Origin of the sequence: Variovorax sp. 22077 (assembly GCF_052044195.1) — a bacterium.
Taxonomy (GTDB): domain Bacteria; phylum Pseudomonadota; class Gammaproteobacteria; order Burkholderiales; family Burkholderiaceae_C; genus Variovorax; species Variovorax atrisoli.
The window spans coordinates 1-13,215 of record NZ_JBQEQC010000021.1 but is presented as its reverse complement, the minus strand read 5'-3'; the positions used below and the strand labels follow the sequence as shown (position 1 = coordinate 13,215).

Genomic DNA, 13,215 nt, shown 5'->3' with positions numbered 1-13,215 from the left:
GACGCCACGCGGCATGCGCGCCCGCCTCGTTCCACCGATCGTCCTGCTGCTCCTGCTGGCCATCCTGCAGTGGCAGCTGTGGAACGGGCGCGGCAGCGTGCGCGACGTGGCCCAGCTGCGGACCAAGCTGGCCGACCAGAAGGACGCCAACGCCAAGGCCGCGCTGAACAACGAACGCCTCACCTCCGAGGTCAACGACCTCAAGGACGGCCTCGAGATGGTCGAGGAGCGCGCGCGCGCGGAACTCGGCATGGTGAAGCCGAACGAGGTCTTCGTGCAGATAGCACATTAGGATGACCCCCAGTCTTCGCGCACTTCGTGTCGCTTCGCCAACCCCCTTCCAGGGGGCGACACCAGCGGCCCGGCAAAGCCGGTTCCGCGGTGTCCCACGAACAGACCGCGACAGCACCCTCCGGGGGCGGATCTGATTCTCGAGCTTCTCTCGGCCCCCGCGTTCATGCTCTGGGGCTCTCCCGTGAGCTGGCTCGAGCTCGTCGCGTCGACACTGGCGCTCGCCATGGTGGGCTGCAACATGCGCGAGATCCACTGGGGATGGCCGCTGGCCATCGTCAGCTCCGTGCTCTACGTGGCGGTGTTCGCCAAGGCACGCATCTACGGCGACGCCTCGCTGCAGGTCTTCTTCGCGCTCGTCGCGCTCTGGGGATGGGCGCAGTGGCTGAGCGGCCACCGGGCCGACGGCAGCGCGCTGCGCGTCAGCCGGCTTTCGTCGCGCGGCATCGCGCTCACGCTGCTGGCCTGTGCGGTGGCATGGCCGGCGGTCGCCCTCTTTCTGCGCCGCTTCACCGACACCGACGTACCCTGGTGGGACGGCTTCGCCACCGGCCTGAGCCTTGTCGGGCAGTTCCTGCTCGGGCGCAAGTTCATCGAGAACTGGCTGATCTGGCTGGCGGTGAACGTCGTGAGCGTGGGCCTCTTCATCCACAAGGGCCTGTGGCTCACGGTGGGCCTGTATGCGGTGTTCGCGGTGCTCAGCGTGGCCGGCTACCTTGCCTGGCGCCAGCGCATGCCATCCACCGCCGTCGAAGCGGCGCGCGCATGACACCCGTGCTCCCGACCGGCTGCGTCATCGCCCTGGTGGGTGCCGAGAGCACCGGCAAGACCGAGCTGGCCCGCGCCATCGCGCAGCGCCTGCAGGACCGCGGCGTTCCGACGACCTTGGTGGGCGAGTACCTGCGCGAATGGTGCGAGCGCGAGAACCGCACGCCGCGCCCCGACGAGCAGCAGGCCATCGCCGACGAGCAGACCCGCCGCATCGCGAGCGCCGCCGCCGTCGGCGTGGTGGTGGCCGACACCACCGCGCTCATGACGGCCGTCTACAGCGAGCAGCTCTTCGCCGACACGTCGCTCTACGAAGACGCCCTGGCTGCCCAGCGCGGCTACGCCATCACGCTGCTGACCGCGCTCGACCTGCCCTGGGTCGCCGACGGCATGCGCGACGGCCCGCATGCGCAGCAGCCGACCGACACGCTGGTGCGTGCCGCGCTCGCGCGCGCGAAGCTCTCGTATGCCGTGGTGCACGGCAGCGGCGCCGAGCGGCTGGCCAATGCCTGGAACGCCATCGTCTCCATCGCGGGCAACGAGGGCCGGCCGCGCACGCGCGTCAAGTCCGACGCGAAACCCGCCTCCTGGTCGTGGCCTTGCGAGAAATGCTCCGACCCGGAATGCGAACATAGGCTCTTCAGCGATCTCATCGCGCGCCGGGAGTAGCGCGCTCGCCCCCTGCCCCTTACCGGAGACCCGATGCCCTTTTTGACCCTCGCGCGCATCGCCACGCTTCCTCTTCTTCCTGCCGCTCTGCTGCTCTCGGCGGCCGGTGCGGCCCACGCGGCGCCCGTCGCGGCCACCGTCGAGAACGGCACCACCACCACCGCCTGCGCCGAGGAAGACAACGTCTCGCTCACCCTGCGCGGCGAAGGCATCCGCCACATGCGCATCGAGGCGCTGCAGCCCGACTACCTCGACAAGATCGGCAACGACGTCACCGCGCCCGACTTCTCAGGCTGCAACTTCGACGGCGGCGAGCATCCCACCGACCCGGCCTACCGCTTCCGCAAGCGCACCGTGGTGCTGATGGACAACGCACAGTGGCGCGTCGTCGGCATGACGCTGCCGAGCTTCTGGCGCCCGCAGCGCGTGCCCGTGCAGGTGGGCAAGCGCAAGGACCGCGGCTTCCACCTGCTGCAGGTCTTCAGGAAGGAGAACGGCAAGCCGCTCGAGGCCATCGTGCTCTATCCGTCCGACGGCTACTGGCGCATCAAGCCGCTGCCCGAGGCGCGCTTCGGCGACGGGGTGTACGGCTCGTCCTTCCTGCTCGGCCCGGTCGAGGCCGCCGCACGGCCGGTGGTGAACATCGCGTCGATCCGCATCGTGCCCCGGCCGCTGGCCATCCATGTGCGCTTCACCGACGGCGGCAGTGCCGCGGTGAAGGTCGACGAGATCAGCCGCGTACGCACCGCGCTCGACGTCACGCTGTCGAAGCCGACCGCGAACGCCCAGCCTTTCGCGGTGCTGCGCTCGATGTACGTCACGCCCGACAACGCCGACGTGAGCGAGGTGCGCTGGCAGGCGTCGCCCCAGGCGGCGCAGCAGGTGCTGCCGCTGCCGGAGGTGAAGAGCCTCCAGGCCACGCAGGTGCGCTTCGGGCGCAGCCTGCCTTCGAAGCACAACACGAGCGCGCCGGACATCGCGTTCGGTGGCTTCGACGACGACTCCCGCTGAGTCAGCACTTCGCCCGGCGAGACGCCGAGCACTCGGCGCAGGCCGAGCGCTCCGTCATCGCGGCGAGCACCACTTACTCGTGCACCGGCAGTGCTGTCGTGCATGTCCGGCGCGACGAGTGGCTTTTTCCACGACGCGCATCTGCGAATCAGAGGGACTGGGCGTGGGTTCGGCCGCATGGTCGGCGCGATTGGCTTCGGGCCGGCTGTTCTTGAAACAGGCTCACGAACCCGGGCTGAACGGAAGCTTTCCGGTGTACCTGACCGGGATGTTAGGCCCCGCGATGCCTGCGGGCTACGCCGACGGGCGCTTCGCGGCGATGGTCAAGGTGCTGCGCTGAACAACGAGAGAAGCGGCAGCGATGGGCGGCCGCCACCGCCGCCGGCTTCTTCTATTGCACGACCTGGCTGCCCGGCGCCCTGTCGCCCGCCGGCGTGAAGATCTGCGCAGCGTCGACCGCGTCGAAGCGGTACTGCTTGCCGCAGAAGTCGCAGCCCACCTCGATGTTGCCGCGCTCGGCGAGGATGCTCTCGGCCTCCTGCTCGCCGAGGCCGCGGATCATCTGGGCCACGCGCTCTCGGCCGCAGGTGCAGGCGAAGTGCGGGCCGAGCATGCCGGCCTGCGGCTCGAAGCGCAGCAGCTTCTCTTCCCAGAACAGGCGGCGCAGGATGGTCTCGACGTCGAGCGTGAGCAGCTCTTCGCGCGTCAGGCTCGACGCGAGGATCGAGATGCGGTTGTAGTCCTCGTTGCGGCCGATCTGGTCTTCATTCGCCTGGTCGTGGTCCTTGTCGGCGGTGCCTTCGAGGTTGCCTTCGCCCTTCACCGGCAGGCGCTGGATCAGCAGGCCGGCAGCGACCTTGTCGTCGGCGGCCAGCACCAGCGTGGTATCGAGCTGCTCGCTCTGCAGCATGTAGTGCTGGAGCACGTCGCTGAGCTTGCCGAGCTTCTCGCCGTCGTCGCCGAAGAGCGGCACGACGCCCTGGTAGGGGGTGGTGCCGGGCAGCTTGTCCTTGGGGTCGAGCGTGATGGCGCAGCGGCCCTTGTTGCCCACGTTGACCATATCGGGCAGGCGCGCGTCGGCGGGCAGTTCGCCCATCACCTTGGCGGTGGCGCGCAGGCTCAGGTCGGGCTTGGACTCGGCCACCGCCACCTTGACGGGGCCGTCGCCGAAGATCTGCAGGATCAGCGCGCCGTTGAACTTGATGTTGGCCTGCATCAGCGTGGCGGCAGCCGTCATCTCGCCGAGCAGTTCGACCACCGGCTGCGGATAGGCGCCGGTGGCGGTGTTGGAGGCGCGCCGCGCGAGGATCTCCTGCCACGCGTCCGTCAGGCGCACGATCATGCCGCGCACCGGCAGGCCATCGAACAGGAATTTGTGCAGCTCGCTCAAAACATCGGTCCTCTCTCAATAAAACAGTCTTCGCACGGAATACCGCGAAACCGGCTTCGCCGGGCCGGCGGCCATACGAAGTGGGCAAGCCTGAGGGTCAGGCAACTTTCTTCAGCCCCTTGGCAAAGCGCCGGGCGTTGGCCACGTAGTTCTCCGCGCCCTGGCGCAGCTTGGCGGCGGCCTCGTCGTCGAGGGTGCGCACCACCTTGGCGGGCGAGCCCATGATGAGCGAGTTGTCGGGGAACTCCTTGCCTTCGGTCACCACGCTGCCGGCGCCAACGATCGAATTGCGGCCGATCTTCGCGTTATTCAAGACCACGGCCTGGATGCCGATCAGCGTGTTGTCGCCGATGGTGCAGCCATGCAGCATCACCTGGTGGCCGACGGTCACGTTGTCGCCGACGGTCAGGGGACAGCCGATGTCGGCGTGCAGCACCGACAGGTCCTGGATGTTGCTGTTGCGCCCGATGCTCAGCGTCTCGGTGTCGCCGCGCAGTACTGCGCCGAACCATACGTTGGCGTTGTCCGCCAGCCTGACGTTGCCCATCACCTCCGCGCTGTCGGCCACCCATGCACCTTCGCCCACCTGGGGTGCCACACCGTCGAGTTCGTAGAGCGCCATTGTTTCCGGTCCCTGCAAGGTCAAAACCTAGAATTGTAGGGATGCACCCCCGATTGAGCGCGCTGGCCGCGCTTCGCCTTACGGATCCCGATGAAAAGGTGGCCGCCACCCGTGCCATTGGCGCCATGTCTATGGACGGCGCTACCGAATCCATAGCAGCCGCCCCCATCCGCACAGCCGGCGACGATCTCGGCGTGCCGGGCCGCCCAGAGCGCCCGCTGCGCGTGGCCGCCACCGCCGTGCAGAAGCGCTCGCCCTTCACCACCGAAGGCCGCGCCGCGCTGATCCACTCGATCTGCCACATCGAGTTCAACGCGATCAACCTCGCGCTCGACGCCGTCTGGCGCTACGACGGCATGCCCGAGGCCTACTACCGCGACTGGCTGCGCGTGGCCGACGAGGAGGCGCTGCACTTCACGCTGCTGCACGCGCACCTGCAGGACATGGGCTGGCGCTACGGCGACTTCCCCGGCCACGACGGCCTGTGGAACATGTGCGAGAAGACGAAGGACGACGTGCTCGCCCGCATGGCGCTGGTGCCGCGCACGCTGGAGGCGCGCGGGCTCGACGCCACGCCGCTGATCCAGGGCAAGCTCAAGCGCGTGAACACGCCCGACGCCCTGCGCGCGGTCGAGATCCTCGACATCATCCTGCGCGACGAAGTGGGCCACGTGGCCATCGGCAACCATTGGTACCGCTGGCTGTGCGAGCGCGAAGGCATCGACCCCGAGGCCACCTACCCCGCGCTGGTGGCGCGCTACGAGGCGCCGCGGCTGAAGCCGCCCTTCAACCTCGAGGCGCGCGGCCGTGCCGGCTTCAGCAGCGAGGAGCTGCGCCAGCTCTCCAGCGCCCAGGACAAGGCCTGAAGGTCCGCCGCCCTAGGCCGGGCGGGCATGCACCACCAGCTTCGGCGTGAAGTGCTGGAGCACGTCGCCATGCTGGTTGAGCGTCTGGCAACGCATCTGCACCATCGCGCGGCCGGGCTTGGAGCGCGAGGGCACGATGTCGACGATCTCGCTTTCCACGTGCAGCACGTCGCCGGGGCGTGTCGGCTTGGGCCATTGCAGCTCGCCGCCCGAGCCGATGATGCCGTCGGCCAGAGGGATGCCGCTCTCGACCAGCAGCTTCATCGTGAGCGCGGCCGTGTGCCAGCCGCTCGCGGCTAGGCCGCCGAAGAAGGTGCTCTTGGCGGCCTCTTCGTCGGTGTGGAAGGGCTGCGGGTCGAACTGCTGCGCGAAGGCCTTGATCTGCGCCGCGTCGAGTGCGTGCTCGGCACTGCGGAAACGGTCGCCGACCTTCAGGTCCTCGAGATACAGCTTGGCCATGGGGTCTCCTTTGTCGTCAGTGGCGATCGTCATTCTCGCGGGCTGCGCCGCGTCAGACGCGCTCGAGGATCGTCGCGATACCCTGCCCTCCGCCGATGCACTGCGTGGCCAGCGCATAGCGGCCCTTCTCGCGCGCCAGCAGCGACGCCGCCTTGCCGGTGATGCGCGCGCCCGTGGCGCCCAGCGGATGGCCGATCGACAGGCCGCCGCCGTCGAGGTTGATCTTCGACGGATCGAGCCCCAGGTCGCGGATGCAGGCCAGTGCCTGCGAGGAGAAGGCTTCGTTGATCTCGATCACGTCGAGGTCGGCCGCGCTCAGGCCCGCGCGTGCCAGCGCCTTGCGCGTGGCGGGGATCGGGCCGATGCCCATGATCGCCGGGTCGACGCCCACCGTCGCGAACGAGCGGATGCGCGCCAGCGCCTTCAGGCCGTGCTTCGCCGCGAATTCGTCGCTGGTGACGAGCACCGCCGCAGCGCCGTCGGTCAGCGGCGAGGAGGTGCCGGCCGTCACCACGCCGTCAGGGCGGAACGCGGGCTTGAGGTTCGCCAGCGCCTCGGCGGAGGTGGTCGGTCGGATGCAGCCATCGGCGTCGACCACGTCGCCCGAGGCGAGGCGTACCGGCACGATCTCGCCGGCCAGGCGCCCCTGCGCGCGCGCCTCGGCCGCCTTGCGGTGCGACTCCACCGCGAAGGCCTCCTGGTCGGCGCGGCTCACGTTCCAGCGCTGCGCGACGTTCTCGGCGGTCTCGCCCATCGAGATGTAGGCGTCGGTGTTCTCCTTGAGCTCGGGGCTTGGGGAGAAGTTGAAGCCGCCCTGCGGCACCATCGTCATCGACTCCACGCCCACGCACAGGAACGCATCGCCCATGCCCGCTTCGATCTGCGCTGCGGCGATGTGCACGGCCTGCATCGAGGAGCCGCAGAAGCGGTTAACGGTCATGCCGCCGACTTCATGCGGAAGCCCCGCCAGCAGCCCGACGATGCGCGCGAGGTTGTTGCCCTGCGAGGCCTCGGGGTAGGCGCAGCCGAGGACGACGTCTTCGAGCAGCGCGGGATCGAGGTCGGTGCGCTGCAGCAGGCCGCGCACCACGCCGGCGGCGAGCGTGTCGGGGCGCACCTCGGCGAGCGCGCCCTTCTTCGCGAAATGGAACGGGGAACGGGCGTAGGCGGAAATGACGGCTTTCATGAATGCTCTCCAGCAGGTTTGACTACCTTCCAATCGGTAGGCTTCGAGGTCGAAAAATAAGCACGCCGAAGCGTGCCTGCACGAGGCCGGGCGCTCAGCCCGGCAAGGAACTCCTGAGTTGGGCGATGGCGTCGTCGAAATCTTCGACGCGGCCCGTCATGCGCGCCGACAGCAGCGCGCCCTGGCACACGGAAAACACGTAGGCGGCCAGCGAGGCCACCGAGGCGCCGGTCTTGCGCTCGGGCATCAGCGCGCTCAGAACGCCGGTGAGCCACATCACCTGAGTGTTGCGCAACTCCTGTACCGCCATGCGCAGTTCGTCGTTGACGACGCCCCAGCCAGGCGCCATCGCCCCTGCGGGACACATCGCCGAGCCGGCCCTGAGCGTGTTGCGGTACATGCGGAAATACGATTCGAGTGCGTCCTTCGGCTCGCGCGCCCGGGCAGCGTCCCAGTCCTTGAAGCCCTGCGTGGCCCCGCGGATCACCGCGACGCCCAGCGCCTCCTTGGTCGGGAAGTGGTGGTACAGACTGGCCTTGCGCACGCCGACCGCATCGGCCACGTCCTGGAAGCTGAAGCCCAGGTAGGAGCGCGTTTCGATCAGGCCCCGCGCCACCGCGAGGATCTGCTCGCGGGTGCTGCCGGTGGCCAGGGCTGTGGCGTTGGTCATCTACCTACTATAAGGTAGGGAAGATCAACCCACAAGCCGGGGTGTCATGAAGGCGTCAGCCGCCCGGTCAATCGGCCTTCTCAATCGGCCTTGATGCCCGCCGCCTTGACGATGCGCCCGTTGCTCTCGAACTCGCTGGCGATTTCCTTCGCGAACGCGGCCGGCATGCCGCCGGTAGGCACGTTATCGGTGGCCGTCAGCTTGGCGCGCAGTTCGGGCGTGGCGAGCGCCTTGTTGATCTCTGCGTTGTACTTCGCGACCAGCGCCGGCGGCGTGGCAGCGGGTGCGAACACGCCGAACAGCGAGTTGATGTTCGCCGCCTTGTAGCCCAGTTCACCCAGCGTGGGCACCTGCGGGAGGCTGTCGAGCCGCGCGGGCGCGCCCACCGCCAGCGGACGCAGCTTGCCCGACTGGATGTGCGAAGAGAGCGTCGGGCTCGCGTTGGTGGAAAGGATCTCGAACTGCCCGCCGATCGCGTCGTTGAGCTGCTGGCCGCCGCCCTTGTAGGGCACGTGCGTGATGTCGACGCCGGCCGCGGCGCGCAGCTGCTCGAGCACGATGTGGCCGAGCGAGGCCGAACCCGAGGTCGCCCAGCGCACCGCTCCCGGATGTGCCTTGGCATCGTCGATCAGCGCCTTGAAGTCCTTGGCCTTGCTCGCCGGGGTGGCGATCAGCAGCACCGGCGAATACATCACGCTGGCCACGGGCGCCACGTCCTTCAGCGGATCGAAGGGCAGCTTGCCCAGGTGCGGGCTCAGCACCAGCGGGCTGATGGCCGAGAAGCCCAGCGTCGCACCGTCGGGCGCGGCCTTGGCGACGGCGTCCATGCCGATGGCGCCGCTCGCGCCCGCGCGATTGTCCACGACCACCGTGACGCCCATCTGCGCCGCGAGCCGATCGCCCAGCGCACGCGCGACCACGTCGCTGACGCCGCCCGCTGGGTAGGCGACGATGAGGCGCACGGTCTTTGGCACGGTCTGCGCGATGGCACCGGATGCGGCGCACAGCGCGGCGGCGGCGAGGAGTCGGGTCGCCGTGCGGCGCGAGGGCTTCGAGGAAGCGAGGAAATTCATGGTGTCGTGTGTGGCAGCCCTTGTCGTCTGCCTGCTTGCTTGCGTGATGGAGGGTGTCAGTCCAGCTGCAGCTTGCGCTCCTTGATCAGCCTGGACCACTTCTCATTGTCCGCCTTCACGAAAGCCGCGAACTCGGCCGGCCCGAGCGAATGCACTTCGGCGCCTGCCGTCGAGAACTTGGCCTTGATCTCGGGCTGCGCCAGCGCCTTCGCGAGCTCGCCGGAAAGCCGATCGACCACCTCCTTCGGCATGTTGGCCGGCCCCACCAGCCCCTGGAAGCCGACCGACTCCATGCCCGCGAGTCCCAGCTCCTTGACCGTCGGCACATCGGGCAGCTGCGGATCGCGCGCCGGGCCGGTCACGGCCAGCGCCTTGAGCTTGCCGCCCTTCACCTGCGGCAGCAGCACGCTGCCCGCATCGATGAGGATCTGCGTCTGCCCGCCGATCAGGTCCTGCACCGCCGGGGCGCTGCCCTTGTACGGCACGTGGGTCATGTCGAGCCCGGTCACCTGGTTCATGAGCTCGCCGTTGAGGTGCGTGGAGGTACCGTTGCCGCCGGAGGCGAAGTTCACCTTGCCCGGCTGCCCCTTGGCCCAGGCGACGAACTCCTTGAGGTTCTTCGCCGGATGGTCGGGCCGCGTCACCGCGATGTAGCTGCCCTGGCTGATCTGCCCGATGTAGGTGAACTGTTTGATCGGGTCGTACGGCGGCTTGCTCTGCAGGTACGGCGCGATGGCGAAGGGCCCCGTGTTGGCAAGCAGCAGCGTGTAGCCGTCGGCCGGCTGGCGCGTGAGCTCGGTGGCCGCGATCATGCCGCTCGCGCCGGGCTTGTAGTCGACCACCAGCTGCTGCTTGAGCGCCTCCTGCAGCGGCACCTGCACGGTGCGCGCCGCGAAGTCGATGCCGCCGCCGGGCGGATAGCCGACGATCAGGCGGATGGGCTTGGCGCTCGGAAATGCCTGCGCGAAAGCTGCGCCGCCGACGGCCAGCATTGCCGCCGCGACCATGGTTGCAGTCGTTTTATTCATGGATGGTGTCTCCTGGTTTTTCTGAGGAAAGAAAACCGCGCGCCCTCGATCAACCGCGCGGATGGTGCTGCGCATGCAGCTGCTTCAGGCGCTCGCGCGCCACGTGTGTGTAGATGGTCGTCGTCGAGATGTCCGCGTGCCCCAGCAGCAACTGCACCGCGCGCAGGTCGACGCCGTGGTTCAGCAGGTGCGTGGCGAAGGCGTGGCGCAGCGTGTGGGGCGACAGCGGTACATGGATGCCCGCCGCGGCCGCGTGCTTCTTCACGATGATCCAGAACATCACGCGCGTCATGCCGGCGCCGCGCGCAGTGACGAACAGGTCGGAGGTCTGCTGGCCATCGAGGATGGCGGGGCGCGACTCTTCCAGGTAGCGCTCGATCCATCGTCGCGCCTCGGCGCCGAAGGGCACCAGCCGCTCCTTGTTGCCCTTGCCGAGCACGCGCAGCACGCCGTCGTTGAGGCTCATGTCGGTGACCTTGAGCGCCACCAGCTCGCTCACGCGCAGGCCGCTGGCGTACATCAGCTCCAGCATCGCGCGGTCGCGCAGGCCGAGCGGCGACTCGACGTCCGGCGCGCCCAGCAGGTCGTCGACCTGCTTTTCGGAGAGCGTCTTGATGGCCCGCGGCATCTGCCGCGCCGGCACGAGCCGGATGCTCGGGTCGGCCGCGATGCGCCGCTCGCGCAGCGCCCAGCGGTAGTAGCGCTTGAACACCGTGAGCCGCCGGTTGGCCGACGTGGCCTTGCCCTTGCTCGACAGCCGTGCGCCCATGTAGGCCTGCAGGTCCGTCTCCTTCGCGGCGTTGAGTGCGGTGCCGCTGCGCTGCGCGCCGAGCCACTGCGCGAACAGTGCGAGGTCGCGGCGGTAGGCGGCCAGCGTGTTCTTCGACAACCCGTCCTCGAGCCACAGGGCGTCGATGAAATCGTCGATCTCGGGTGTCGTCTGCGTGGCTGCCTCTGTGCTCATGCCTTGCAAGATAACAAAAAGAAAAAGCCGCCCGGCAGGCGGGCGGCTTGCTTCGTCGCGCGAGCGACCTGTCTCAGTCGAGCTTCAGGTTCTGCTTCTTCACGACCTGCTTGTACACGTCGTATTCGGCCTTGATCTGCGCTGCGAACTGGTCGGGCGTGTTCGCCACGATCAGCGAGCCCGTGTCCTCGATGCGCTTGCGCACCGCCGGTTCTTCCACGGCCTTCTTCACGCCCGCGCTGATCTTGTCGACCACTTCCTTGGGCAGGCCCTTCGGACCGAGGATGCCGTAGTAGGCCATGCGGTTCACCGGCTCCAGGCCCACTTCCTTGAAGGTCGGCACGTTGGGCAGCGCAGCCAGGCGCTGCGGCGCCGACACCACGATCGGGATCAGCCGGCCGCTCTGGATGAAGGGCATGGCCGAGGGGATGTTGTCGAACATGATCGGCACCTGGCCGGCCACCACGTCGTTCAGCGCCGGGCCCGCGCCGCGGTACGGGATGTGCGTGACGAAGGTGTTGGTCAGGCTCTTGTAGAGCTCCATCAGCAGGTGGCCGATGCCGCCCGTGCCCGACGAGGCGTACGAGTACTTGCCGGGGTTCTTCTTCAGCTCGGCCACGAACTCGGCGTAGTTCTTGGCCGGGAAGCTCGGGTTGACCGCGATGATGTTCGGAGTGGCCGCGATGTTGATGATCGGCGTGAAATCGTTGATCGGGTCGTAGGGCGTCTTCGGGTTGATGGCCGGGTTGGCCGCCGTGCTCGACACCGTGGCGATGCCGAGCTTGTAGCCGTCGGGCGTGGCACGGGCGGTCTCGGCCGCACCCACGATGCCGCCGCCGCCGGCGCGGTTGATTACCACCACCGGCTGGCCCAGCACCTTGCCCAGCGGATCGGAAATCACGCGCGCCACGATGTCCGTCGTGCCGCCCGGTGCGAACGGCACGCTCAGTTCGACGGGCTTGTTGGGATAACCCTGCGCAAAGCTCTGACCCGCGACTGCAAACAATGCCGCGGCTCCCACCATCGCGCTCCATTGACGACGTTGCATCAAAAACTCCTTGTTCTGGCTGTATGTCGAAAAAACGAAGCCCGGATGCTAGCGGCTCGGGGGCCGTATCCGTGCTCTGGATTACCCATGGTCAGGGAGGTTTATCCTCGAAGCGGTGAATTACGCGCAGCTGCTCTTCCCCGACTTCTCCCTCATCGCCATCGGCTGGCTCCTTTGCCGCTACACCGCCCTCGACCGCCGCGTGTGGGACCAGGTCGAGAGTCTCGTTTACTACTTTCTATTTCCCGTACTGCTCTTCCACTCGATCGTGCGCAGCCCGCTCGACTTCGGCGCCACGTCGAACCTTCTGACGGCGGGCCTGTGCATCGGGGCCTGCGGCATCGCGCTGGCCTATGCCCTGCCCTTCGTACCGGGCCTGCGCACACATATCGACCGCCGCGACCACGCCGCCAGCACGCAGATCGCGTTCCGCTTCAACTCATTCATCTGCCTGGCGCTGGCCGAAAGGCTCGCAGGCTCCGAGGGCCTGCTGCTGATCGCCGTGCTCATCGGCGTGTGCGTGCCCATCTTCAACATCGCGGCCGTGTGGCCGATGACGCGGCATGCGCAGACCGGGTTCGTGCGGCAGCTGGTGCGAAACCCACTCATCGTCGCGACCGTGGCGGGACTGCTCGCCAATGTGCTGGGGCTCACCGTGCCTGCATGGGCGACGCCCACGCTGACGCGGATCGGGGCTGCTTCGCTGGCGCTGGGGCTGCTGGCCGCGGGGGCGGGGATGAAGTTCTCTACGCTTGGGGCGGGGAAGGTGCTGGCGGTTTCAGTGCTGGCGATACGGCATCTGTTCCTGCCGTTGGTGGCCTGGGGACTGGCCCGGATGCTGCGGCTCGATGCTGCGCAGGGGGCTGTGTTGATGGCGTTTTCTGCTGTGCCTACTGCTTCGAGTGCTTATGTGCTGGCTGCTCGCATGGGGTACAACGGGCCTTATGTGGCGGGGCTGGTGACCTTGTCTACCTTGCTGGGGGTTGTCAGTTTGCCGTTTGCGTTGGCGTTGCCTGGTTGAGGAGTTGGGTGGGATGGGTGCCTCGTCAGCCGCCTCTTGTCCCTGTGCTGCCTCATTGCGTTGGCTGTGCCTCTTGTTAGGTGCTGCTGTGCGGTTGCTTCCCGGGGCCGGGTCTCGGCCCGGCGGCCGACCTACTTTTCTTTGCTTCG

16 protein-coding genes are annotated in these 13,215 nt (G+C 68.1%); 7 read left to right on the top strand and 9 right to left on the bottom strand.

Annotation, left to right across the window (positions count from 1 at the left end):
- The first annotated feature begins 13 nt into the window (after positions 1–13).
- The 5 genes from ftsB (at position 14) to ACTJLF_RS25620 (ending at position 3,079) form a co-directional block, all read left to right on the top strand.
- The gene (ftsB, locus tag ACTJLF_RS25640; RefSeq protein ID WP_019655972.1) at positions 14–292 is read left to right on the top strand and encodes a cell division protein FtsB; all 279 of its coding nucleotides are present in this window, start codon (positions 14–16) and stop codon (positions 290–292) included.
- Between the two features lie 165 nt (positions 293–457).
- On the top strand, positions 458–1,060 hold the full coding sequence (gene pnuC, locus ACTJLF_RS25635) for a nicotinamide riboside transporter PnuC (RefSeq protein WP_440884146.1): 603 nt from the start codon (positions 458–460) through the stop codon (positions 1,058–1,060).
- Positions 1,057–1,728, top strand: a complete 672-nt coding sequence (locus tag ACTJLF_RS25630) for an AAA family ATPase (RefSeq protein ID WP_440884145.1) — start codon at positions 1,057–1,059, stop codon at positions 1,726–1,728. The genes pnuC and ACTJLF_RS25630 overlap by 4 nt, the downstream gene beginning before the upstream one ends.
- 33 nt (positions 1,729–1,761) lie before the next feature.
- Complete coding sequence (locus ACTJLF_RS25625) at positions 1,762–2,739, top strand: hypothetical protein (protein ID WP_440884144.1); 978 nt, start codon at positions 1,762–1,764, stop codon at positions 2,737–2,739.
- Between the two features lie 118 nt (positions 2,740–2,857).
- On the top strand, positions 2,858–3,079 hold the full coding sequence (locus ACTJLF_RS25620) for a hypothetical protein (RefSeq protein ID WP_440884143.1): 222 nt from the start codon (positions 2,858–2,860) through the stop codon (positions 3,077–3,079).
- Between the two features lie 51 nt (positions 3,080–3,130).
- Here ACTJLF_RS25620 and hslO read toward each other — a convergent pair whose 3' ends face one another.
- Together hslO and ACTJLF_RS25610 are read right to left on the bottom strand one after the other, a co-directional pair.
- Positions 3,131–4,129 carry an Hsp33 family molecular chaperone HslO gene (gene hslO / locus ACTJLF_RS25615; protein WP_019655967.1) on the bottom strand — a complete coding sequence of 333 codons (999 nt, stop codon included), beginning with the start codon at positions 4,127–4,129 and terminating at the stop codon, positions 3,131–3,133.
- 97 nt (positions 4,130–4,226) lie between these two features.
- On the bottom strand, positions 4,227–4,751 hold the full coding sequence (locus ACTJLF_RS25610) for a gamma carbonic anhydrase family protein (RefSeq protein ID WP_019655966.1): 525 nt from the start codon (positions 4,749–4,751) through the stop codon (positions 4,227–4,229).
- 41 nt (positions 4,752–4,792) lie between these two features.
- Between ACTJLF_RS25610 and ACTJLF_RS25605 the strand changes: the two genes are divergently transcribed.
- Positions 4,793–5,617 (top strand): ferritin-like domain-containing protein, encoded by an 825-nt coding sequence (locus ACTJLF_RS25605; RefSeq protein ID WP_440884142.1) that lies wholly within the window; start codon positions 4,793–4,795, stop codon positions 5,615–5,617.
- 12 nt (positions 5,618–5,629) lie between these two features.
- On the opposite strand, the gene ACTJLF_RS25600 is transcribed toward ACTJLF_RS25605, so the two are convergent.
- The 7 genes from ACTJLF_RS25600 to ACTJLF_RS25570 form a co-directional block, all read right to left on the bottom strand.
- Entirely contained in the window at positions 5,630–6,076 is a 447-nt protein-coding gene (locus ACTJLF_RS25600; RefSeq protein ID WP_019655964.1) for a MaoC family dehydratase, read from the bottom strand.
- A 52-nt stretch (positions 6,077–6,128) separates the two neighbouring features.
- Positions 6,129–7,262, bottom strand: a complete 1,134-nt coding sequence (locus ACTJLF_RS25595; protein WP_440884141.1) for a thiolase family protein — start codon at positions 7,260–7,262, stop codon at positions 6,129–6,131.
- A gap of 94 nt (positions 7,263–7,356) precedes the next feature.
- On the bottom strand, positions 7,357–7,932 hold the full coding sequence (locus ACTJLF_RS25590; RefSeq protein ID WP_440884140.1) for a TetR/AcrR family transcriptional regulator: 576 nt from the start codon (positions 7,930–7,932) through the stop codon (positions 7,357–7,359).
- Between the two features lie 80 nt (positions 7,933–8,012).
- The gene (locus ACTJLF_RS25585; protein WP_440884139.1) at positions 8,013–9,005 is read right to left on the bottom strand and encodes a Bug family tripartite tricarboxylate transporter substrate binding protein; all 993 of its coding nucleotides are present in this window, start codon (positions 9,003–9,005) and stop codon (positions 8,013–8,015) included.
- A 56-nt stretch (positions 9,006–9,061) separates the two neighbouring features.
- Positions 9,062–10,033 (bottom strand): Bug family tripartite tricarboxylate transporter substrate binding protein, encoded by a 972-nt coding sequence (locus ACTJLF_RS25580; protein ID WP_440884138.1) that lies wholly within the window; start codon positions 10,031–10,033, stop codon positions 9,062–9,064.
- Between the two features lie 49 nt (positions 10,034–10,082).
- Positions 10,083–10,997, bottom strand: coding sequence for a site-specific tyrosine recombinase XerD (gene xerD / locus ACTJLF_RS25575; protein ID WP_019655959.1), 915 nt, complete (start codon positions 10,995–10,997; stop codon positions 10,083–10,085).
- A gap of 73 nt (positions 10,998–11,070) precedes the next feature.
- The gene (locus ACTJLF_RS25570) at positions 11,071–12,045 is read right to left on the bottom strand and encodes a tripartite tricarboxylate transporter substrate binding protein BugE (protein ID WP_019655958.1); all 975 of its coding nucleotides are present in this window, start codon (positions 12,043–12,045) and stop codon (positions 11,071–11,073) included.
- Between the two features lie 103 nt (positions 12,046–12,148).
- On the opposite strand from ACTJLF_RS25570, the gene ACTJLF_RS25565 reads away from it, so the two are divergent.
- Entirely contained in the window at positions 12,149–13,066 is a 918-nt protein-coding gene (locus ACTJLF_RS25565; protein WP_440884195.1) for an AEC family transporter, read from the top strand.
- The last annotated feature ends 149 nt before the right edge of the window (positions 13,067–13,215 follow it).

Excerpts from the sequence above, each read along its gene's own strand:
- ftsB (WP_019655972.1), top strand. The coding sequence starts at position 14 with ATGCGCGCCCGCCTCGTTCCACCGATCGTCCTGCTGCTCCTGCTGGCC.
- pnuC (WP_440884146.1), top strand. The coding sequence starts at position 458 with ATGCTCTGGGGCTCTCCCGTGAGCTGGCTCGAGCTCGTCGCGTCGACA.
- ACTJLF_RS25630 (WP_440884145.1), top strand. The coding sequence starts at position 1,057 with ATGACACCCGTGCTCCCGACCGGCTGCGTCATCGCCCTGGTGGGTGCC.
- ACTJLF_RS25625 (WP_440884144.1), top strand. The coding sequence starts at position 1,762 with ATGCCCTTTTTGACCCTCGCGCGCATCGCCACGCTTCCTCTTCTTCCT.
- ACTJLF_RS25610 (WP_019655966.1), bottom strand. The coding sequence starts at position 4,751 with ATGGCGCTCTACGAACTCGACGGTGTGGCACCCCAGGTGGGCGAAGGT.
- ACTJLF_RS25605 (WP_440884142.1), top strand. The coding sequence starts at position 4,793 with ATGCACCCCCGATTGAGCGCGCTGGCCGCGCTTCGCCTTACGGATCCC.
- ACTJLF_RS25600 (WP_019655964.1), bottom strand. The coding sequence starts at position 6,076 with ATGGCCAAGCTGTATCTCGAGGACCTGAAGGTCGGCGACCGTTTCCGC.
- ACTJLF_RS25595 (WP_440884141.1), bottom strand. The coding sequence starts at position 7,262 with ATGAAAGCCGTCATTTCCGCCTACGCCCGTTCCCCGTTCCATTTCGCG.
- ACTJLF_RS25590 (WP_440884140.1), bottom strand. The coding sequence starts at position 7,932 with ATGACCAACGCCACAGCCCTGGCCACCGGCAGCACCCGCGAGCAGATC.
- ACTJLF_RS25585 (WP_440884139.1), bottom strand. The coding sequence starts at position 9,005 with ATGAATTTCCTCGCTTCCTCGAAGCCCTCGCGCCGCACGGCGACCCGA.
- ACTJLF_RS25580 (WP_440884138.1), bottom strand. The coding sequence starts at position 10,033 with ATGAATAAAACGACTGCAACCATGGTCGCGGCGGCAATGCTGGCCGTC.
- xerD (WP_019655959.1), bottom strand. The coding sequence starts at position 10,997 with ATGAGCACAGAGGCAGCCACGCAGACGACACCCGAGATCGACGATTTC.
- ACTJLF_RS25570 (WP_019655958.1), bottom strand. The coding sequence starts at position 12,045 with ATGCAACGTCGTCAATGGAGCGCGATGGTGGGAGCCGCGGCATTGTTT.